21 protein-coding genes are annotated in these 20,961 nt (G+C 37.9%); 17 read left to right on the top strand and 4 right to left on the bottom strand.

Annotated elements, in window-relative coordinates; all coding sequences use genetic code 11:
* The gene (locus BAOM_RS15465; protein ID WP_127761049.1) at nt 1-843 is read left to right on the top strand and encodes an SGNH/GDSL hydrolase family protein; all 843 of its coding nucleotides are present in this window, start codon (nt 1-3) and stop codon (nt 841-843) included.
* Complete coding sequence (locus BAOM_RS15460; protein WP_127761048.1) at nt 843-1,427, top strand: YpmS family protein; 585 nt, start codon at nt 843-845, stop codon at nt 1,425-1,427. The genes BAOM_RS15465 and BAOM_RS15460 overlap by 1 nt, the downstream gene beginning before the upstream one ends.
* Nucleotides 1,428-1,519: 92 nt before the next feature.
* On the opposite strand, the gene BAOM_RS15455 is transcribed toward BAOM_RS15460, so the two are convergent.
* The gene (locus tag BAOM_RS15455) at nt 1,520-2,269 is read right to left on the bottom strand and encodes a DUF4397 domain-containing protein (RefSeq protein WP_127761047.1); all 750 of its coding nucleotides are present in this window, start codon (nt 2,267-2,269) and stop codon (nt 1,520-1,522) included.
* Between the two features lie 111 nt (nt 2,270-2,380).
* Between BAOM_RS15455 and msrA the strand changes: the two genes are divergently transcribed.
* From msrA to BAOM_RS15385, 15 genes are all read left to right on the top strand, one after another.
* Nucleotides 2,381-2,917, top strand: coding sequence for a peptide-methionine (S)-S-oxide reductase MsrA (gene msrA, locus BAOM_RS15450; RefSeq protein WP_127761046.1), 537 nt, complete (start codon nt 2,381-2,383; stop codon nt 2,915-2,917).
* Nucleotides 2,914-3,339, top strand: coding sequence for a peptide-methionine (R)-S-oxide reductase MsrB (gene msrB / locus BAOM_RS15445; protein WP_127761045.1), 426 nt, complete (start codon nt 2,914-2,916; stop codon nt 3,337-3,339). The genes msrA and msrB overlap by 4 nt, the downstream gene beginning before the upstream one ends.
* A gap of 318 nt (nt 3,340-3,657) precedes the next feature.
* The gene (locus BAOM_RS15440; protein WP_164853256.1) at nt 3,658-3,813 is read left to right on the top strand and encodes a YjcZ family sporulation protein; all 156 of its coding nucleotides are present in this window, start codon (nt 3,658-3,660) and stop codon (nt 3,811-3,813) included.
* 132 nt (nt 3,814-3,945) lie between these two features.
* Nucleotides 3,946-4,920, top strand: a complete 975-nt coding sequence (locus BAOM_RS15435) for a S66 family peptidase (protein WP_127761043.1) — start codon at nt 3,946-3,948, stop codon at nt 4,918-4,920.
* Nucleotides 4,921-5,016: 96 nt separating this feature from the next.
* A complete protein-coding gene (locus tag BAOM_RS15430; RefSeq protein ID WP_127761042.1) occupies nt 5,017-5,343 on the top strand; it encodes a hypothetical protein in 327 nt (108 codons plus the stop codon).
* Between the two features lie 351 nt (nt 5,344-5,694).
* The gene (locus BAOM_RS25200) at nt 5,695-5,829 is read left to right on the top strand and encodes a MerR family transcriptional regulator (RefSeq protein ID WP_257467377.1); all 135 of its coding nucleotides are present in this window, start codon (nt 5,695-5,697) and stop codon (nt 5,827-5,829) included.
* A 77-nt stretch (nt 5,830-5,906) separates the two neighbouring features.
* Nucleotides 5,907-7,868, top strand: a complete 1,962-nt coding sequence (locus BAOM_RS15425) for a transporter substrate-binding domain-containing protein (protein WP_127761041.1) — start codon at nt 5,907-5,909, stop codon at nt 7,866-7,868.
* Nucleotides 7,869-9,245 carry a sigma-54-dependent transcriptional regulator gene (locus tag BAOM_RS15420; RefSeq protein ID WP_127761040.1) on the top strand — a complete coding sequence of 459 codons (1,377 nt, stop codon included), beginning with the start codon at nt 7,869-7,871 and terminating at the stop codon, nt 9,243-9,245. It abuts the gene before it with no gap.
* Nucleotides 9,246-9,413: 168 nt separating this feature from the next.
* Nucleotides 9,414-10,514: an ABC transporter ATP-binding protein gene (locus BAOM_RS15415; protein WP_127761039.1), complete on the top strand. Its 1,101-nt coding sequence runs from the start codon at nt 9,414-9,416 to the stop codon at nt 10,512-10,514.
* On the top strand, nt 10,478-11,425 hold the full coding sequence (locus BAOM_RS15410) for an ABC transporter permease (RefSeq protein WP_127761038.1): 948 nt from the start codon (nt 10,478-10,480) through the stop codon (nt 11,423-11,425). Before BAOM_RS15415 ends, BAOM_RS15410 begins: the two co-directional genes overlap by 37 nt.
* A complete protein-coding gene (locus tag BAOM_RS15405) occupies nt 11,425-12,219 on the top strand; it encodes an ABC transporter permease (protein ID WP_119115208.1) in 795 nt (264 codons plus the stop codon). Before BAOM_RS15410 ends, BAOM_RS15405 begins: the two co-directional genes overlap by 1 nt.
* Before the next feature lie 129 nt (nt 12,220-12,348).
* Nucleotides 12,349-13,446 carry a polyamine ABC transporter substrate-binding protein gene (locus tag BAOM_RS15400; RefSeq protein WP_127761037.1) on the top strand — a complete coding sequence of 366 codons (1,098 nt, stop codon included), beginning with the start codon at nt 12,349-12,351 and terminating at the stop codon, nt 13,444-13,446.
* Between the two features lie 567 nt (nt 13,447-14,013).
* Complete coding sequence (locus BAOM_RS15395; protein ID WP_127761036.1) at nt 14,014-15,354, top strand: aspartate aminotransferase family protein; 1,341 nt, start codon at nt 14,014-14,016, stop codon at nt 15,352-15,354.
* A 222-nt stretch (nt 15,355-15,576) separates the two neighbouring features.
* Nucleotides 15,577-16,296 carry a YebC/PmpR family DNA-binding transcriptional regulator gene (locus BAOM_RS15390; protein WP_127761035.1) on the top strand — a complete coding sequence of 240 codons (720 nt, stop codon included), beginning with the start codon at nt 15,577-15,579 and terminating at the stop codon, nt 16,294-16,296.
* Between the two features lie 455 nt (nt 16,297-16,751).
* Nucleotides 16,752-18,392: a catalase gene (locus BAOM_RS15385; protein WP_127761034.1), complete on the top strand. Its 1,641-nt coding sequence runs from the start codon at nt 16,752-16,754 to the stop codon at nt 18,390-18,392.
* Nucleotides 18,393-18,624: 232 nt separating this feature from the next.
* Here BAOM_RS15385 and thiD read toward each other — a convergent pair whose 3' ends face one another.
* From thiD to thiM, 3 genes are read right to left on the bottom strand one after another with little or no spacing between them, the layout of a single operon-like run.
* Nucleotides 18,625-19,407, bottom strand: coding sequence for a bifunctional hydroxymethylpyrimidine kinase/phosphomethylpyrimidine kinase (gene thiD, locus BAOM_RS15380; protein WP_127761033.1), 783 nt, complete (start codon nt 19,405-19,407; stop codon nt 18,625-18,627).
* A 16-nt stretch (nt 19,408-19,423) separates the two neighbouring features.
* Entirely contained in the window at nt 19,424-20,074 is a 651-nt protein-coding gene (thiE, locus tag BAOM_RS15375) for a thiamine phosphate synthase (RefSeq protein ID WP_127761032.1), read from the bottom strand.
* Nucleotides 20,061-20,879, bottom strand: coding sequence for a hydroxyethylthiazole kinase (gene thiM, locus BAOM_RS15370; RefSeq protein WP_127761031.1), 819 nt, complete (start codon nt 20,877-20,879; stop codon nt 20,061-20,063). The genes thiE and thiM overlap by 14 nt, the downstream gene beginning before the upstream one ends.
* Between the last annotated feature and the right edge of the window lie 82 nt (nt 20,880-20,961).

Here is a 20,961-nt window from a genome sequence, read left to right as displayed (position 1 = left end):
ATGAAATATATCATCACCTGTCTTCTTATATGTCTATTCTTAATCAGTGGATGCAGTCAAAGTCAAACGGTCTCAACGCAACCTTTGGAACAGTACCAGCATCTGACGGAATTAAGTAAGAAGCAAGAGATTCCTTCACGGTTTTTCCCTGATCCGATTCAAATTGTGTCGGTAGGTGATTCATTAACACAAGGGGTTGGAGATAGCAAAGATAATGGAGGCTACTTACCCTATCTAAAAAAGAAGTTAGAAAAAGAGCCGACTATTACAGCTGTAGAGATGATCAATTATGGTGTACGAGGTAACCGAACGGATCAATTGTTGAAGCGATTGGATAAAAAAGAGATTCGTGAACATATTGAGCAGGCTGATTCCATTGTCGTAACGATTGGTGGGAATGATATTATGAAGGTATTTAAACAAAATTTCACCAATTTAGAAATGGAGCAGTTTGAAACCGCTAAAATCGGTTATGAAGATCGTTTGAGGAAAATTTTTGATAAAATACGGACGTATAATAAGTCAGCACAAATATATTTAGTTGGAGTGTATAACCCATATACGAAGATATTTGCAGATTTATATGAGCTTGATATGATTATTGCCGATTGGAATAATAGCGGTGAAAAAATTGTATCTAAGTATGATTCGGCTTACTTTATTTCGATAGAAGACATTTTTCAAAATACAACAGAAGATTTGCTCTATACGGAGGATTACTTTCATCCAAACGACCGCGGTTATGAATTAATTGCGACGAGAATATATAACAATATGGAAGTTGCCACATTGGGAAGAGAGACCCTAGAAGCAGCAAGCATTAGAGGGGATGAACCACAATAATGACAGGTGAGAAATGGAAAAAGTTATTTATTGTTTTATTAGCCTGTAATATCCTTGTCATTAGCTTTATGTTGATTTTAATTAATTGGCCCATTAAAGGTGAAGAGATTAGCAATAAGTCAAGTAAGGAAGAGGATATTCAATTTCAAGTACACACAACACGAGATGATTTGAATCAATTAATCAATCAATATTTAGATAAGGAAGGGCTAACTGGAGGATTTCATTATGAAGTATATTTAACCGATGAAGTTGAATTGTATGGAAAGATGCCTTTCTTTAATCGTGAAGTAGATTTGAAATTAACGTTTAAGCCGATTGCTCAAGAAAATGGCGATTTGGTTCTCAAGCAAGAGTCAATTTCTGTTGGTGAGATGAACCTTCCTGTATCCTATGTAATGAACTTTATTAATAAGCGTTATAAAACGCCTGATTGGGTTACCATTCAGCCGAAGGAGCAAAGGATTTATGTCTCGCTACAAGAAATGAAATTGAAAAGCGATGTACGTGTAAAGGCCAAAAAATTTGATTTAGAACACAATGACATTTCATTTTTATTGACAGTGCCTTCTGTTCAGCCATAACAAAAAACCGGGATATCCCGGTTTTTTGTTATGGTGAAACGATAGGTAGCTTGGAGTTTGCGGATAAAGAGAGTGTTGCTATGTTTCGTTTTCTAAGGTGTAAGAGAGAGGACTGCTAATTCAGTCGTTTCATTATTTGTATTTGTACTGACAATATAGAAAGATGTGGCTTGATTGACTAGAAAGTGAGTCTTTGGCAAGGAACGAATGAGCTCTTTTGTTCCAGTTGGTCGAATTTCAAGATTGACTTTGATAGGATAGACAGGTAAGTATGAGCTTGCGTGTTCGGGTGTAAGTTGATCGAAAACAATATCACCGTTTTTCACAGCAATATCTACTGCTTCGATATCAGAGGCTAGATGAACAAAGCGAAACGCTGCTTCACCATTAGGGACAGCTGGGGAATCTTTTAGCGTAACAAGTTTTACTTCTTTTGGTCTTTTAGCAATTGCCCCGGTATAATATTGATTGGCTTCTAGTTTTAGCTTTTGGCTAGCAATGGTGGAGGTTGTTGTTCCCTCAGGATATATATCAATTTGATACGTTCCGGCTGGCAAGGACAAATAGTCACTCGCGTTTTTGTAAGTGAAGTTTTGTAGAATCCGCATTTCATTTACATATACATCAACAGCAGGTATATTGGGAGAGACATGGAACAGTCGAAGGTGTGCAAACTTTTTCGTTTGTCTAACATGTATGAGTGATATTGCTTTTGTAATACTTTGCAAATGCTTATGATAATAATAATCATGAAGCGTTGGGTTGCTATATTTATAAAAGTGGGATAAGAGATCGTATTTCGTAGCTTTTTGTAAGTAATGATTGTGGGATTCATAGCTCATGCCAATCACCTCTTAGTTTTGCTCATCATGCTATTAGCATATGGCAAGATGCTCGGGCAGGTGTCTAGTTTCGAACTATAGGGGAATGTTTAAAGGATGGAGGACAATGAAATGGAAGAAAATTTGGAGAAGGCGGCGTTTGCAGGCGGCTGTTTTTGGTGTATGGTGAAGCCATTTGATGAGCAGCCAGGGATTGTTTCTGTCTTATCTGGGTATACCGGGGGCATAACGGAAAGTCCAACCTATCAAGAAGTATGTAGTGAAACGACAGGACATTATGAAGCTGTACAAATTACATATGATCCATCTGTTTTTCCGTATGAAAGACTAGTGGAACTGTTTTGGCAGCAAATTGATCCAACGGATGCAGGCGGTCAATTTTATGATCGTGGTTCATCATATCAGACAGCTATTTTTTATCATACTGAGGAACAACGGCGTATTGCACAAGCTTCAAAAGAGCGCTTGAATGAAAGCGGACGTTTCCCATTGCCGATTGTTACACCGATTTTGCCAGCAAAAGAATTTTATCCAGCGGAAGAATATCATCAGCATTATTATAAAAAGGAACCGCAAAGATATCAGGCTTATCAAATCGGATCTGGTCGTAAAGCATTTCAAGAGCGATATTGGAGGGATAAAAAATGAATCAAGAAGATTTGAAGAAAAGATTAACACCAATGCAGTATGAAGTGACACAAAATAATGGCACAGAACCGGCTTTTCATAATGAATATTGGAATGTAAAAGAAGAAGGATTGTATGTTGATATTGTCTCCGGAAAGCCATTGTTTACGTCAAAAGATAAATACGATTCTGGTTGCGGCTGGCCAAGCTTTACAAAACCAATTGAGGAAGAAGAAGTTGAGGAGAGGTTGGATACAAGCTACGGAATGCGCCGCGTAGAAGTACGTTCGAAAACGGCTGATTCTCATCTTGGACATGTGTTTCCTGATGGACCTGGACCAAGAGGTTTGAGATATTGTATTAATTCAGCAGCACTTAAATTTATTCCCGTTGCTGATTTAGAGAAAGAAGGGTACGGCTCTTATAAAAAGTATTTTGAGTGAGATAAAAGAGGGCATCGGTAAGGAAATTGACTATATTGCATAAAGAAAAGAAGGTCATCGTTCATGATCTTCTTTTCTTTATGCAGCGGACATGTTCAGCTATATTTTTAAACCAGTTTTGGTATCAGATTTGTAAAGAAAGTGTATCTGGAAGCTTAGTCGTTCTGTTACTTAAAGGGCGTTTTTTATTCGTTTTGTACAGGGGACTTTTTCAATCAGCGCAGGAAAATAAAAAAAATGGGCGTTTGCACAGACCGAGGCGGGCGATATTACATATTGTAAGGTGTACAGTGAATTCGAAAAAAGGATAGGAGTGAAATGTTTATGTACGGAGGATATGGATATGGTGGACACGGCGGCTGCGGTGGATACGGTTATGGTGGTGTTGGTTGTGGTTTTGGCGGCGGATTCGCGTTAATCGTCGTTTTATTTATTCTATTAATTATCATCGGAGCTTCATTTACTTGCTGCTAAGGTAAAACTAAAACCAGTCTTCACACGAAGGCTGGTTTTCTACTGTTTTTTTATTTTCCTATATGATTTGTTCAGATAAGCGCTTTCTGCTACAATAACGTAATGATGTGATTTACTAGGGAGGAAAAAGAAATGAAACCTTCACGTTTACAAGCTGGGGATGAAATTCGTGTGATAGCCCCTTCTCGCAGTCTAGCGATTGTGAAAGGAGATCAACGAAAGCTGGCTGAGGAACGATTAACAGAACTTGGATTTCGAGTTACATATGGAGATACAGCGCTCGTGCATGATGATTTTTTCTCCAATTCTATCGAAGACCGTGTGGCAGATTTACATGCGGCCTTTAAAGACCCGAATGTAAAAGGGATTTTTGCAGGAATCGGTGGCTATAATGCAAATCAATTGCTTAGGTATTTAGATTATGATTTAATTAAATCTAATCCAAAAGTGATTTGTGGGTATAGTGATATTACAGCAATCTTGCTTGCTATTTATGAGAAGACAGGTCTAACGACTTACGTGGGCCCTTATTTCTCTTCATTTGGCATGCGAGTGGGTCTTGATTATACGATGGATTATTTTAAAAAGGCAGTCATGGAAGACGGTGATTTCGAGTTAAAGCAAAGTGAAACATGGAGCGATGATTCTTGGCATCTCGAACAAGAAGATCGTAATTTTTATCCAAATCACGGCTACATGATCATTCAAGAAGGAGAAGCAGAAGGCTCCATAATCGGTGGGAACTTATGTACAATCAATCTTCTGCAAGGTACGGAATATATGCCATCATTAGAAAATCGTATTCTCTTTATTGAAGATGATGAGGAAAGCCATCCATTTAGCTTTGATCGCCATTTACAGTCCTTGCTGCATCAACCGGGCGCAGCAGGAATCAAAGGGATTATTATTGGGCGTTTTCAAAAAGAATCCGGTATGACGGATTATGCGCTTCATGAAATCATTGCAACGAAACAAGAATTAAAGGGTATTCCGGTAATTGCTAATGCGAACTTTGGACATACTACTCCGTTTGCTACGATTCCAATCGGGGCTAAAGTCTCATTATCTGTTAAAAATGGTTCTGCAATTGTAAAAGTATTTGCTTAAATAGTAGGAATAATTAGGTAATGAAAAGCTTACTGTCCTATTGTTAGGTTTTTCTGCTATAATACAAAGAGATTTTAAATTAGAAAAGGTGATTATGTGTTATTAACAGTTCCTGCGTCGAAACGTTTAGAAAAAGCTTTGGCGGAATACAATAAAAAAGGTCGAGTGACTCATACTTGTTTCGTATGTCAACAAGATACTTCTAATGGTGATGAAACAAATATGAATTATTACAAATTAGGTACGAAAAACGTTTGCTTATCATGCCTTCCAAAAGTGTTGCGTCATTCATCTTTAAAAGAGTATGAATATGTACATACAGCTGTCATTGATCAACCTACTTTTTATAAAAAAGTATTGGCTGTTTTAAAAGATGAGCAGTTTTTAAGTACTGTTCGTGAAAACAAATTGACTGAAGAATAATTGCTATATAAAGACTGTTTTAAACTTTATAATGGTGAACCTACTTCATGAATATGCAAAGCGGCTTGTAGCTTGCTTATTTCATTATTGTCGATAATGAAATAAGATGGGCTACAAGCCGTTTTTTGTTTGCAAGAACAACTCTGTGTTCCAAGCAAGTTTATTACATTCATAAGCAAACTGATATTTTTCTGTAAAAATTCTCATAAAGTGGAATTTACCATTCTGAATTTATATTATATAGCAAGTTATAACGGTTTATAAAAACCTATTAAAATTATTTTGAAATTATGGAAAACCGCCTTTCAATGTTATAATATTACAATAATTAACAAAAAGGTGGTTTTTATTTTGGACAGACAACTATGTTTAGGTGAAGTTGCTAAATATTTAGGCATTGCTCAAACAACCGTAATCAAATGTCATACACTTCCATCTAGTCATAGATATTTTGATGAAGAGAATCTATTAGATTTTTTTAAATAGGTTTTGTTAAACAACGTCGTATAACAGAGCCTAATCATTAAAACAGAAAGGAGAGAGCGGGGATTAGAAATTACGTATTGAACATAGTCATTCTTTGTTTATTAGTTATTTTTTTGCCAGGGGTAGGTAGTATCTCATCAGGATTTGCAGAAGAGAAAGTGTATAAAATTGCAGCGGAACCAAAACTGCCTCCTTTCTCATATATCAATGAAGATGGAGTACTAACGGGAATGAGCATTGATTTAATGGGGGAAATAGCGGAACAGCATGGGCTTTCTTTTGAATATATTCCTATGAATATAGAAGATGCTGAAAAAGCTCTAGAGGAAGGCAAGGTTGATGCGATTGCAGGTATGGTGTACAGGCCTGATAAAGATTGGAAATTTGATTTTTCTACTTCCTATTTTACAATGTCTGACTCTATTGTAATTTCGAAAGAAAGGAAAAATCAAATTAAAGGGATTGAAGATTTAGGAAATCGTCAAGTTGTAGTAGAGGGTCATACATCTATGTATGAAAACATTCTAAATATGAGAACCACTAATGTATTATTGGAGGACAATCAGTATACAGCTCTTCAGAGTTTGATTGAGGGAAGAGCTGATATTTTTATAGGAAATAAGTGGACAGCAACTGCTTATTTGAAGGAATTAGGAAAAGAAGAGTCCTTTATTATTCTGGATGATGTCATGAATAGTTCAGATTATGCTGTAGTTGTACAAGAGGGAAATGATTCTTTGTTACTTGCCTTTAACCAAAGTATTACTATGCTAGAGGCAAAAGGAGAGCTTAATAAGCTTATTAATAAATGGACGGTGCCAAAGGATTTAACGGAAATTGCTAGGCTAGAAACCTTTATTTATTTGTTAATGAGCGTGTTGATTATTGTAGCTCTTGTTCTATTCATCATTTATATGTGGAATCAGAGATTGAAAGCAGCTGTACATATACAAACGAGTAAGCTTCGTCAACTCAATGAACACTTACAAGAAACACAACAAATTATAGCTGATAGTAACGCCTTTAAAGACTTAATTTTAAATAATATTGATACAGGTATTGTGACCTTTAATGTTGACTTAACGATTACGAGTTGTAATGCAAGCGCTTTACATATGTTAAACCTATCGCATGATACACCTTTTGGTCTTCAAAACCCACCGCTTCTAAAACAGTTATTTGATCATTATCATTCAAAAGAATCAGGTGTTCAGGTATTTGAATGGAATGAGCAAGGTCAAAAAAAAGTGATCTATTATCGCATACTGCAAATATATAATTCTCAGGAACAACAGACAGGTTATTTATTGTCCATGAATGATGAAACGGAAAAGAAGAATCTAGAACAAAAATTGTTCACACAAGAAAAACTGCATGCACTTGGTCAGCTTGTTGCTGGAGTTGCTCATGAAATTCGCAACCCTTTAACGTCGATTAAAATGTTTATTGATATGCTTCCAAGTAAATATCACCTCCCTGAATTTAGAAGGTTAATAACGGAACATGTACCTTCTGAAGTAAATCGATTAAATACAATCGTAACGGATCTGGTTGAATACGCACGTCCACGGCCTTCTAATAAACAGAAGTATACGCTAAAGGAAATGGCTTCTTTATTATCATTTATTCAAGTTACGATGGATAAAAATCAAATTAGTCTTGAGAAAAAGGTGGAAGATAATTTAGTTTTTTATATCGATCCACAACAAATTCGTCAAGTCATGATTAATTTACTATTAAATGCAGTGGATGCTGTAGCAGAGAAAGAGGAAAAGAAGATTACGATTACCGTGAAAAAGATAAATGAGGAAATCGGCAGCGTGATGATTTCCGATACAGGAAAAGGAATGAGCTCAGAAGAATTACATCATATTTTAGAACCTTTTTATACGAGCAAAGAAAAGGGCGTAGGCTTAGGATTAACTTTAACTTACAATCTTATAAAAGAGAATAAAGGAGAACTGCATATCGCGAGCCAGCCGAATAAAGGATCGACATTTACTATATTGTTACCGCTGTATCAAAAGGAGGCCTCCTAAATGAAACCTACTGTACTTATTATTGATGATGAATTGGCTATATGCGATTCACTTCGATTTGCATTAGAAGATGATTATTATATTCAAACGACAACGAATCCACAAGAAGGCTTAGCGAAAGTTCAACAAGATATGATTGATATTGTTCTATTAGATCTTCGGATAGGCAGTATAAATGGGTTGGACATTTTGAAAGAAATTAAGCAACAAGCACCGTCTACTACAGTGATTATGATGACTGCCTATGCTTCGATTGAATCTTCGATTGAGGCGATTAAACAAGGAGCCTATTACTATATCGAAAAGCCTATTAATATAGAGGAACTTTATTTATTACTGAGCAGGGCTGTTGAATATAAGCAGCTATCTAATAAGGTAGAAACGTTGCATGAAGAGTTGGAACAGCGGCGCGGTTATAATCAATTTTTGGGTAAGAGTAAAGCGATGCAACATGTTTTTTCAATCATTGATCGTATAAAAGATATTGATTCGAGCGTACTTATTTTAGGAGAAAGCGGCACAGGAAAAGAGCTTGTTGCTAGAAGTATTCATAATACAGGGAAGCGTAAAAACGGTCCACTTGAAATTGTCAATTGTGGTGCGATTCCTGAAGCGCTGCTTGAATCAGAATTGTTTGGATATGAAAAAGGCGCATTTACGGGAGCTACACAACGAAAAGAAGGAAAATGGGTAGCGGCAAATGGAGGAACGCTTTTTTTAGATGAAATTAGTGAGATGCCGCTTCCGCTTCAAGTGAAATTATTACGTGTTCTTCAAGAGCGCGAACTGACCCCCTTAGGTTCTAATAAAAAAATTGCATTGGATGTACGAATTGTAAGTGCAGCTAATAAAAATTTAGAACAGATGGTGCAGGAAGGAAAATTTCGTGAAGATTTATATTTTCGTCTTAATGTTATTCCTTTATCTATTCCACCTTTACGTGAAAGAAAGGAAGACCTATCATTACTGATTGAGCACTTTTTGGAAAAATATTGTCTGGAAATGAATCGTGCAAAGAAAACATTTTCTAGAGCGGCTTATCAATTATTGCTAGAGTATGGGTATCCCGGAAATGTACGAGAGCTTGGAAATATTATCGAATATTCGGTTGCTTTATCGATAAATGATGAAATCACGGAAATGGAGCTACCGCTTTCTGTTCAAACACAACGTTCTGCGTTTGCTACACCGTCTAATCGTGACAATCAATTACAACTTCCCATTGGTATGACGATGAAGGAAGTAGAGAAAGAAGTGATTGCTGCAACGCTTCAGCATTGTGGAGGGCATCGACAAAAAACAGCGCAAGTTCTTCAAATTTCCGAAAGAAGCTTACGAGATAAAATTAATGCTTATAATCTTAAGGAGAAAAAGTAGCTAACAGGAAAAATTTGCCTATAAATCGGCAAATTTTTCCTGTTTTTATTTTGGTATATGCTTAATTATGTTGAAAACGTATACAATGGCGTTATTTTAAAGTTGGCACAAGTCTTGCATTAATAATAGTTAAACAAAAGCTGTTATTTTAAAAAGGAGGTACAGTTTATGCAGGCCACCCAAAATGATGTACAAATTAAAGGAGCTTTTAAACAGTTCGGATCAAGTGTTGTGCTAAATGGAATCGATTTAGAGGTAAAACAGGGTGAATTACTGACACTTTTAGGACCTTCTGGTTGTGGAAAAACAACGACTTTAAATTTAATCGCAGGATTTCTTGAAGCCGATGCCGGTGAGGTGTTTATTAAAGGAAAAAATGTAACAAAAGTGCCGCCTTACAAACGTGATTTAGGAATGGTTTTTCAAACGTATTCTCTTTTTCCTCATATGACTGTTTATGAAAATCTTAGCTTCGGTTTAAAGCTGCGTAAAGTTCCAAAGGCAGATCAAGAAGCAAAGATTTCTCGTGCGCTGAAGCTTGTGAAAATGTTGGGGTTAGAACATCGTTATCCGCGTGAATTATCAGGTGGACAACGTCAACGTGTAGCTATTGCCCGTGCACTGGTGGTTGAGCCTGAATTGTTATTGTTAGATGAGCCTCTGTCTAACTTAGATGCGAAATTACGCCACGAATTACGTGTAGAGATAAAGCGTTTACAAAAAGAAATCGGTGTCACGACCATCTTTGTTACACATGATCAAGAGGAAGCGCTTTCGATGTCTGATCGAGTAGTTGTAATGAATGGCGGGAAAATAGAGCAAATTAGCTCTCCAACCGATATTTATAATCATCCAAATACAGAGTTTGTCTTCAATTTTATTGGAAAAGCAAATTCTTTTGAAGGGAAAGTGACAGACGTAGATCGTCAACGAATCACTGTACAGATGGGTCAAGATATTACACATGTTGATGTGAAAAATATAATGGGTATCGATCGTGCATGTGCTGTTGGGGATGAAGTAAAATTATATATTCGACCAGAAAAGATTCATATCGTTTCAAAAGAAGAAGTGGGACAAGCCTTCATCGAACTTCATAAAGCGAAAGTAACACAAATTAACTACTTGGGCACGTCGTGGGAAGTTGATGTGAATATGTTGGGAAAATCAATTCAAATTTTGACATCTGATTACAATTCTACATGGCAAGTAGGAAGTGAGGTGTATGTTGGATGGAACCCATCAGAAATTATGTTAATGAAGAAGTAAAAAATCAGCCACCTATTGCGGATGTACCAAAAAGAGTGAAAAAGAGAAAGAAAAAGAAAACTTGGATGCCAGGTCTTCTTCTTCTTACCCCTATCCTATTGTTTGTCTTTGGTTTCTTTATTGTTCCAATGCTGTATATTTTATATTTGAGTTTTATTGTAACGGATGATATGGGAGCTACAGACGCTGTGTATAGTTTTCAAAATTATATTCAATTCTTTACGGATAGCTATTATTTATCTTCTTTATGGATAACGGTGAAAATCAGTTTATATACAGTAGGACTTTGTTTATTCCTTGCTTATCCAGTAGCATTAACAATGGCGAAAAGTTCACCGCGTGTGCGTGGTTATATTGCTTTATTAATAGCTTCTCCTTTGTTAGTAAGTATTGTTGTACGTAATTTTGGTTGGTATTTGTTATTACTGCCAAATGGAACGATTAATCAATTACTGATTGACCTTGGACTCATTACTGCGCCGCTTGAGCTCCTGTTTTCTGAGATAGGTGTTATCATTGGTTTATCTAATGCGTATTTACCATTTATGATTTTAGCCATTGCGACAAGTTTATATAATATTGATCCATCTTTAGAGAAGGCGAGTGCCATTCTTGGAGCAAGCCCATTACGTAACTTCTTTTCTGTTACACTTCCATTAAGCTTGCCGGGAATCGTTTCCGGTTGTGTATTAGTATTTAGCTTGTCAATGAGTTCTTATGTGACGCCGGCTCTTATGGGAGGCGCTAATGTTCCAATGATGCCAGTTGTTGCCTATGATCAAATTAATAATTTACTTCGATGGACGTTTGGTTCAGCCATTTCGTATGTGTTATTAGCAACAACATTGATTACGGTTATTGCAGTTACACGTGGTTTTGAATTAAGTAAGTTTAAGGAGGTATTCCGATAATGAAGTATTTAGGGAAAATTCGTTTAGGAGTGGCTGTCATCAGTATTATTTATATACTTATTCCACTCATTGTTATTATCCCAGCCTCCTTTACAAGTGCGAACTATCCAAGCTTTCCAGCACAAGGATTTTCGTTTCAGTGGTACACGATGCTTTTAGATCGTCCAGAGTTTATCGAAGCATTATGGAATAGTGTGAAATTTGCCGTATTAGCTGCTTTTTTCTCTGTTTTATTCGGAACATTGGGTGCACTAGCTCTTGCGAAGTATGATATTCCAGGAAAATCGTATATTACATCCATTTTGACTGCACCACTAAGTGTGCCGCAGTTAGTGTTAGGGATTGCTTTGCTGATTTACTTTACACCGATGATGTTATCTGGTACATCAACAGGCTTTCTAATCGCCCATACTGTCATTTGTATTCCGTATGTGATTCGCCTTGTTCTAACAGGATTGAGCGGGTTTGATTACAATCTTGAACGGGCGGCTGCCATTCTAGGGGCGGGCCCTGCTACGGTATTTTGGAAAGTAACGCTGCCATTAATTCGCCCAGCTATTATCTCAGGTGGACTATTTGCTTTTTTAACATCATTTGATAATGTAACAATCTCTCTATTTATGGTTTCATCTGATATGCGTACACTTCCGATTGAAATTTTCTCTCAGATGCAAGATTCCTATAATCCATTGGTGGCATCAGTTTCTAGTGTCGTTATCTTTATCTCTGTGATTTTGATTGTGATTTTAGAAAAATTACAAGGAGTAGGAAAAGCATTTGGCGGTTCTCATTAATTTTGTGATGAGAAGGCATGTATTAGTTTAGGTGAAAATGGCGAATGAACAGCGCTGTTTCATATAGCTCCAATCATAAAAAAGACAGGATGTTCAAAATGAATATGAAAATCAGGAGGATTATTAAACATGAAAAAAATAATGAGCTTATGTATTGTTCTGCTGCTACTTGCAATGACTGCTTGTTCACCTAGTGCACCGAAATCTAATCAAGCAAGTACATCTAGCAAGGAGAGCAATAAACAGATCACGATAGCAGGAAATGGCGGGAAAATTGAAAAAGTCATTCGTGAGGAAATTGCTCCTAAGTTTGAAGCAGAAACAGGGATTAAAGTGAATTATCTGGCAGGTTTATCAGGTGAAATTTTATCTAAACTAGAATTACAGAAAAACGCTCCAAAGATTGATATTGCGTTATTTGTGCCACTTGATGTATACCGTGCTAATGAAAAAGGTTTGATTGATTCAGTTGATGAAACAAGTGTTCCTAATCTGAAAAATTTAGATTCTAAATATGTAGCATTTGAGAATCTGACTACTCCGGTATTTGGACTTGTTATTGCTCCTGCTTATAATACGAAGACGTTTGAACAGAATGGAATCAAACCAATTGAATCATGGAATGATTTAGCTCGAGCTGATTATAAAGGAAAAACAGCTTTTGCTGATATTTCAAATGACTGGGGCTTTAATAGTTTATATTCGCTTGCTTTAGCAAACGGAGGTAACGAGGATAATCTTGAACCAGGATTAAAAAAGGCAAAGGAACTAGCTGGATATTCGGCTACTTTTTATAAAAATTCAACACAAATGATGCCAGCTTTACAGCAGGGAGCGGCTGATGTGACAGTAATGGGAAGTTATGTAACGGCTGATTTGGCTGTGAATTCAGGTGTGCCGTTAAAAATGGTTGTACCAAAAGAAGGCGTATATATGAATGCATTTAATGCAGGATTGGTGAAGAACACACCTAATAAAGAAGCTGCCATCGAATTTATTAACTACTTAATTAGTGAAGAAGCTCAAAAAGCGACTGCTGATCAAGGATTCTATCCAGTTGTTCAAGGAATAAGTATTCCAGAAAAATATGAAGAAGTAATAGGATTAAAAGATACTGATAAAATATATACATTTGATATTAAGAAGCTAGCAGAATCTCGTGCTGAATGGACGGATCGTTGGTCTAAGGAAGTCACACCACAGTTAGGAACATTAGTGAAAAAGTAGAGTTATAGAAATCTGTTAATTTTCGGCTCATTTCAGTATAACTGAAATGAGCCGAAAATCGTTTTATCCCACTCTTAACGGGCAGTAAGACCCCCACCTCAAGATTCAGAGTGAACAAGGAAGATAGATAGGTGGGGGACAACTGCCCTCATCTAGTTGCGGCTCCTAGCCCCTCAAGGTCATAAGCTGTAATGCTCTGTGGCAAACTGCGCCACACCGCATTTCATCTTATGCTTGTCGGGGCTGAACAGTCGCCTCGCTTTTGTAGTAAAGGTCCGATTGGTGAGATACAGTGAAACTTACCTTTGCGATTTTCAAAGGTAAGCTTTCACCAATCAGGTTCGTACGGTCACTTGATTGAAGCGAAGCGGAAATCTTAGTGACCGTAGAACGTGACTAACCATCAGTGGGGGATGAAGAAAAACCCCCACTGATGGAAGTTTCACTTTATCAACCATATCTATATCTATTTTTAAAATCTTAAACCTTCCACTTTTTTGTAAGATTTAAAGAGACTGTTCATATACTGTACAGTAACCAATCATTCTCTAAGCGGGGGTGAAGTGTGTGAAACAGTCTTCCTTAATTAAGCCTGTCCTTGGCGGTGTTTATCCAATGATTAGTCATGGAAAGGGTATTTTTTTGTATGATCAAACAGGCAAGGATTATTTAGATGCTTCTTCAGGTGCAGTAACTGCGAATATCGGTCACGGCGTACAAGAAATTAATGAGGCGATGATGAAGCAAGCGAGCGAGGTTTCTTATGTGTATCGTTCGCAGTTTACGAGTGAAGCGGCTGAGCAGTTGGCAGATAAAATTGCCTCGTTAACAAAAGGGGATTTACAATACAGTTTTTTTGTCAATAGTGGCTCTGAGGCAACGGAAACGGCTTTAAAAATTGCGATTCAATATTGGCAGGAGCAAAATAAACCGCAAAAACAAAAAATTATTTCGAGATGGATGAGCTATCACGGTATTACGCTAGGTGCGTTATCGATGTCTGGTCATCCTATTCGTCGTGAACGCTTTTCGACGTTATTAGAATCTTATCCAACCATATCTCCTCCATATTATTATCGTTGTCCATACAATGTTGATAATTATACGTATGGTCAAATGTGCGCCAATGAATTAGAGACGGCTATACGCCGCATTGGAGCTGATCAAATTGCTGCTTTTATTGCTGAACCGATTATCGGTGCAGCTGGTGCGGCCATTGTGCCGCCGGATGGCTATTGGGAGAGATTAAAACAGATTTGCGTAGAACATGATATTTTATTTATTGCAGATGAAGTGATGACAGGCTTTGGTCGGACAGGAAAAATGCTTGCGTCTGAACATTGGGGAGTGGAGCCGGATATTGTGACATTTGGAAAGGGGATGAGCGGTGGATACACACCGATTGCTGCTACGGTAATGACGGATAAAGTAATGGAGCCGATTATGACAGGCTCAAAATTGATTATTGGCGGTCATACATTGAGTGCGAATCCCCTTTCTTGTGCGGTCTCTTTGGCAGTACTTAATTATGTAGAAAAGCATAATCTTGCAGATCGGACAGCTGAAACAGGCGCTTATTTAATGAAGCAGATACAGGCACGACAAGAACGCTTTTCCTTCATTGGGGATGTTCGAGGGAAGGGACTGTTAATCGGAATAGAATTTGTTCAAAATCAACAAACGAAGGAGCCGTTGCCTAAACATATAGATGCGACAAACGAAATAATTAAGCTTGGTATGCAGCATGGAATTATTGTTTATCCAGCTGCTGCAGGATTAGACGGGGTCACAGGAGCAGCCATTATTATTGCTCCACCATTAACGATTTCACTTGGAGAATGCGATGAGTTGTTATCTCGATTGGATCAAGTATTTTATGCTTTTCGAGCGAAATTAGCAAGGGAATGAGGGGCAACTGTCTTTTTTTTTCATGATAATCTCGAAATCCATTGTATAATTGATGTATAATATAGTGGAATAAATCAGTCTTCATCTTTAATACGTATTGTAATGCAACAATATGGAACCATAACGAACTCTTGCTCGTTATCTTAAAAAGGGTTGAAGAAGCAGTTTATTTTATGATATATAATCGTATTTAGATTCAAAGTTGAAAGAGAGTGGGACATTATGGGTCGTAAGTGGAACAATATTAAAGAAAAAAAAGCGTCAAAAGATGCTAATACAAGTCGGATTTATGCAAAATTTGGCCGTGAAATTTATGTAGCTGCGAAGCAAGGTGAACCAGATCCAGAATCAAATGGTGCTTTAAAAGTTGTACTTGAACGTGCAAAAACGTATAACGTACCAAAAACGATTATCGAACGTGCAATTGAAAAAGCAAAAGGCGGTTCAGATGAAACATATGACGAGCTTCGTTATGAAGGTTTCGGGCCAAACGGATCAATGGTTATCGTGGATGCATTAACAAATAACGTAAACCGAACTGCATCAGACGTACGTGCTGCATTCGGTAAAAATGGCGGAAACATGGGTGTAAGTGGTTCTGTTGCCTATATGTTTGATAGCACAGCTGTTTTCGGTATTGAGGGAAAAACAGCAGATGAGACACTTGAATTATTAATGGAAGCCGATGTAGATGTACGTGATATTATAGAAGAAGAGGAATCAGTCATTGTTTACGCTGAACCTGATCAGTTCCATGCTGTACAAGAAGCATTTAAAAATGTTGGCATCACTGAATTTACAGTAGCTGAATTAACAATGCTGGCACAAAATGACGTAACACTTGACGCGGATGCACAAGCACAATTTGAAAAAATGATTGACGCATTAGAAGATTTAGAAGATGTGCAGCAAGTGTACCATAACGTAGATTTAGGAGAATAATCAGTCGTATCAAGCGTTTGAGGGCGATTATGAAACCTAGAAAGTTTAATGAATGGTGATATATTTACAAAAACAACTGTAAAATACAGTGACAAACGTTTAGCTCACTTTTGTATGAGAAATTCATATTAAAGGTGGGTTTTTTTGTGTTTTTGGAAGACATAGATAAGGAATTTCTATATCTACATGTAGAGCTTTTCCAGGTACACGTTGAAAACATCCTCCTTATTAAAAATTCAAGTCGATTATCCATATATATTAGACAAGTTTTGGGTATGAATTAAAATTTTTGATACATTTCTTTTTAACAGGATTATTGACTTGATTGAGAAAATTGAAACCGAAGAGACTATTCAGCTATCATAAGCAGTTTAGTTATACAAAATCCCTATTTCGTATAAATTTTCCAACAAAGGGAAAAAGATAAAGGTAATTATTCTAAGGAGGTTTTCATTTTGGCAGAGAACAAAGACATGAATGCTTCACATGAACAAGACGTGAATCGTGAGACGCTGACAACGCGCCAAGGCCATCCTGTGATGGATAATCAAAACATCCGTACCATTGGTGATCGCGGTCCAGCTACGCTTGAAAATTACCATTTCATTGAAAAGATTTCCCACTTTGATCGTGAAGAGATACCAGAGCGTGTAGTACACGCACGAGGGACGGGCGCATTTGGATATTTTGAAACATACGGAAAGGTCGGAGATGAACCAGTAGAGAAGTATACTCGCGCAAAAGTATTTTCGGGTGTCGGGAAGAAAACGCCGCTAATGGTTCGCTTTTCTACAGTAGCTGGAGCGAAAGATTCGCCAGAAACAGCACGAGATCCGCGCGGCTTTGCGGTAAAAATGTATACGGAAGATGGCAACTGGGATCTAGTTGGGAATAACTTGAAAATTTTCTTTATCCGTGATGCGATGAAGTTCCCTGATATGATTCATGCGTTTAAAGCGGATCCGGCTTCGAACGTGTCAAATCCTCAGCGGATGTTTGACTTCGTTTCCCGTACACCTGAGGCAACGCATATGATTACATTCTTATTCTCGCCATGGGGGATTCCTGCGACATACCGCCACATGCAGGGTTCTGGTGTAAACACCTATAAATGGGTAAATGAAAAAGGCGAGGCTGTGTTGGTGAAGTATCACTGGGAGCCGAAGCAAGGGATTCGTAACTTAACACAAGAAGAGGCAAACGAGATTCAAGCGAAGAACGTCGGTCATGCGACACAAGATTTATATGAAGCAATTGAGCAAGGAGATTATCCAGAATGGGAGCTCTTTGTGCAGATTATGGAGGATGACTATCATCCGGAACTCGATTTTGATCCGCTCGATGATACGAAACTTTGGCCAGAGGATAAGTTTCCATGGTTGACGGTGGGGCGGATGGTCCTTGATCGAAATCCAGTCGATTTTCATGCGGAGATTGAACAAGCTGCCTTCGGTACAGGGGTTCTTGTCGATGGAATGGACTTCTCAGATGATAAAATGCTGCAAGGCCGTACATTCTCTTATTCCGATACGCAGCGATATCGTATAGGTGCGAACTATCTAAAATTGCCTTCAAACGCACCGAAAGTACCTGTTCGCACGAATCAACATCGCGGCCAAATGGATATCCGTGACCCAAAAGAATCTGGAGAAAATCCACATATTAACTATGAGCCATCGATGCTCGGCGGGTATCAAGAAGCAAGTAAAGAAAAACGTGCACCGCATCAACCGGTGTATAATGCGGCAGCAATGAGTGCACCAATTGATCGTCCTAACAACTATGGTCAGGCGGGTCACACGTATCGCAGCTTTGAGGATTGGGAGCGTGATGAACTGATTAAAAACCTATCCGAAGCACTTGCCGTATGTGACAAACGAATTCAAGATGCCATGATTGAGCATTTTACACAAGCCGATGAAGACTATGGTCGCCGTGTAAAGGATGGTATCGCAGAGAAAATGAAAGAATTGAGGAAGGAAAACAAAGTTCCAGGCCGAGAAGCAGGCAGCTCGAAATTTGGTCAAGGTTCATTAGCTGCGAACGAAGCAACAGAGGATGCTGTAAAGAAAAGCCACGAAGCGGATCCCTATTAATTATGAAGAAAAGGTTGTCCAGAAAATTAGTGAAAACTAATTGACTGGCAACCTTTTTATTTTTGCTCATTTCCTTCCCTTTCTACAAACGAGCGTTGAGCTTAGTGTAGATTTTGTCTGTATCGCTTATCTTAATCTACTACCTTCTTTCAACTCCCAAGTCCTTAGCTAATGCGTGAAGTGGGAGTCTTCTGTCGGGAAATGCTAAACATCTAAACAGTAAGTACTTATATTAAATCTTATAACAATGATTGAGCGGGCCATTTCCTTTTCCAAGATTCAGCTGATCCTGAAGAGCTCCAGTTAAATAATCTTTCGCATACTGAATACTCATGTTGACATCGTGTCCATCTGCTAAGTTACAAGCAATGGCGGAGGAAAGAGTACAACCTGTTCCGTGTGTATTAGGATTTTCAATTTTAACACCTGTAAACCAGGTGAACTGGCCATTACTATACAGTAAGTCATCGGCACTATCTAGGAGATGGCCGCCTTTAATAAGGATATTTCCTTGATAATGTTTGGCTATTTGAATAGCGGCTTTTTGCATATCCTCTTTTGTTTCAATCCTCATCCCGCCGCATAAACATTCGGCTTCGGGAATATTTGGTGTAATCAGAGTTGCAAGCGGGAGAAGCTTTGTAATAAGAACATCCATTGCATCCTTACTTAATAATGGGCTGCCGCTTGTTGAAATCATGACAGGATCGACAACAATATGCTTCGGTTTGTATTCTTTTAGTTTTTCGACAATCACTTCAATAATGTGCGGGGAAGACACCATACCTATTTTCACACTGTCTGGAAAGATATCGTTCATAATGCTGTCTAGTTGTTGTCCTACAAACTCAGGTGTTGCCTCTAGTACACTATCTACTCCTGTTGTGTTTTGAGCAGTAAGCGCTGTAATAGCAGTCATCGCGTACATTTTGTGAGCGGTAATCGTTTTAATATCAGCTTGAATGCCTGCTCCGCCGCTGCTATCGGAACCAGCAATACTTAATACTTTTTTCATTATCCATCCCTCTAATCTAGTTATTTTCGTGATTGACTATTTGCTTTGAGAGAGCAAGCAGTTCCTGACTTGCTTTTTTGATATCTTGTTTAGCAAAAATCGCTGAAACAACAGCAACTCCATCAATACCGCTGCCGCTTAGTTGTAAAATGTTTTTTTCATTAATTCCACCAATTGCAACGACAGGAATGGAAACACTTTGACAAATAGCCTCTAAAGTACGCAAGGGTAGTGCAGTAGCATCGAGTTTCGTTGAAGTCGTAAAAACAGCACCTACACCTACATAATCTGCTCCACCTTTTTCAGCTAGACGGGCTTGTTCAACGGTTTGAACCGATACACCAAGTATTTTGTCACCACCAATCATATTTCTTGCTGTTGATAGATCCATATCGTCTTGTCCAATGTGAATCCCATCAGCAGCGCATGCAATGGCGACTTCTACATTATCATTGATGACAAATGGAACGTTATAAGCCTCTGTTATTTTTTTTATCTGCTGTGCTTCTTTTAAAAAGTCCTCATAAGGTAGATTCTTTTCACGTAACTGAATAAATGTTGCCCCGCCCTGAATCGTTTGTTCTACTTGTTCAGCTAAAGACTGTTCTCCAAGCCAAGCTCTATCTGTTACGGCATACAAAAGCATAGATTGTTTATCTACTTTCAATTTTCATGCCCTCCTTTAATAGAGAAGAATCAAGTTTACTTACATAATCAATGAAGTGCGTTCTAAAGCTTGAAGTGCCTCCACCTGTAGCTATTGTTTTTTGATAAGCAAGTTCGCCGCTAAGTCCCATTACACAGACAGCTGCGGCTGTGCTATCTATTAGTTGCTCTGGATTGGCTCCACAATAAGCACCGATTACAGCAGAGAGCATACAACCTGATCCGGTGATTTTCGACATCATTGGGTGCCCATTTTTAATGATGTACGCTTTTTCGTGGTGAACAACTAGGTCGGTAGCGCCTGTTGTAGCAATAACAGCACCTGTTCCAATGCTTAAATCTTTTGTAAGTTGAATAATTTCATTTATATTTTCATCTTCAATACTTTCAGCCGCATCGACACCTTTTGTTAATCCACTTCCTGCGTAAATCGTTTTAATTTCAGAAATATTGCCTCTAATAACGGAAAACTTCACTTCTTCTAGTAGTTTAAACGTCATATTTGTTCTTAGTTTAGAAGCACCAGCACCGACAGGGTCTAAAATAACAGGAAGACCGAGTTCATTTGCTTTTTTCCCTGCTTTAATCATCGAGAGAATGGTTCGTGCATTGAGCGTACCAATATTAAGGACGAGACTGCTGCAAATACTCGTAATTTCCTCTACTTCGGTTAAATCATCTGCCATAATAGGAGATCCGCCGCAGGCCAAGACAATATTAGCCACATCGTTGACCGTTACATAATTGGTAATATTATGTACTAAAGGTGTTTGCATAGCTACATTTTCTAAAATATTTTCAAACATATAGATACTCCTCCGTTGGTTGATTTATCTACTAACTAATTGAAATGAAAAAATGCGATATACCAAAAAGGTGCATCGCATT

It is taken from the genome of Peribacillus asahii (assembly GCF_004006295.1).
Classification (GTDB): Bacteria; Bacillota; Bacilli; order Bacillales; family DSM-1321; genus Peribacillus; species Peribacillus asahii_A.
This window is presented reverse-complemented; position numbering and strand designations above follow the sequence as displayed.

Excerpts from the sequence above, each read along its gene's own strand:
- BAOM_RS15400 (WP_127761037.1), top strand. The coding sequence starts at position 12,349 with ATGAAAAAAATAATGAGCTTATGTATTGTTCTGCTGCTACTTGCAATG.
- BAOM_RS15405 (WP_119115208.1), top strand. The coding sequence starts at position 11,425 with ATGAAGTATTTAGGGAAAATTCGTTTAGGAGTGGCTGTCATCAGTATT.
- BAOM_RS15435 (WP_127761043.1), top strand. The coding sequence starts at position 3,946 with ATGAAACCTTCACGTTTACAAGCTGGGGATGAAATTCGTGTGATAGCC.
- BAOM_RS15415 (WP_127761039.1), top strand. The coding sequence starts at position 9,414 with ATGCAGGCCACCCAAAATGATGTACAAATTAAAGGAGCTTTTAAACAG.
- thiD (WP_127761033.1), bottom strand. The coding sequence starts at position 19,407 with ATGAAAAAAGTATTAAGTATTGCTGGTTCCGATAGCAGCGGCGGAGCA.
- BAOM_RS15420 (WP_127761040.1), top strand. The coding sequence starts at position 7,869 with ATGAAACCTACTGTACTTATTATTGATGATGAATTGGCTATATGCGAT.
- thiM (WP_127761031.1), bottom strand. The coding sequence starts at position 20,879 with ATGTTTGAAAATATTTTAGAAAATGTAGCTATGCAAACACCTTTAGTA.
- msrB (WP_127761045.1), top strand. The coding sequence starts at position 2,914 with ATGAATCAAGAAGATTTGAAGAAAAGATTAACACCAATGCAGTATGAA.
- BAOM_RS15455 (WP_127761047.1), bottom strand. The coding sequence starts at position 2,269 with ATGAGCTATGAATCCCACAATCATTACTTACAAAAAGCTACGAAATAC.
- BAOM_RS15440 (WP_164853256.1), top strand. The coding sequence starts at position 3,658 with ATGTTTATGTACGGAGGATATGGATATGGTGGACACGGCGGCTGCGGT.
- BAOM_RS15390 (WP_127761035.1), top strand. The coding sequence starts at position 15,577 with ATGGGTCGTAAGTGGAACAATATTAAAGAAAAAAAAGCGTCAAAAGAT.
- BAOM_RS15465 (WP_127761049.1), top strand. The coding sequence starts at position 1 with ATGAAATATATCATCACCTGTCTTCTTATATGTCTATTCTTAATCAGT.
- BAOM_RS15410 (WP_127761038.1), top strand. The coding sequence starts at position 10,478 with ATGGAACCCATCAGAAATTATGTTAATGAAGAAGTAAAAAATCAGCCA.
- msrA (WP_127761046.1), top strand. The coding sequence starts at position 2,381 with ATGGAAGAAAATTTGGAGAAGGCGGCGTTTGCAGGCGGCTGTTTTTGG.
- BAOM_RS15460 (WP_127761048.1), top strand. The coding sequence starts at position 843 with ATGACAGGTGAGAAATGGAAAAAGTTATTTATTGTTTTATTAGCCTGT.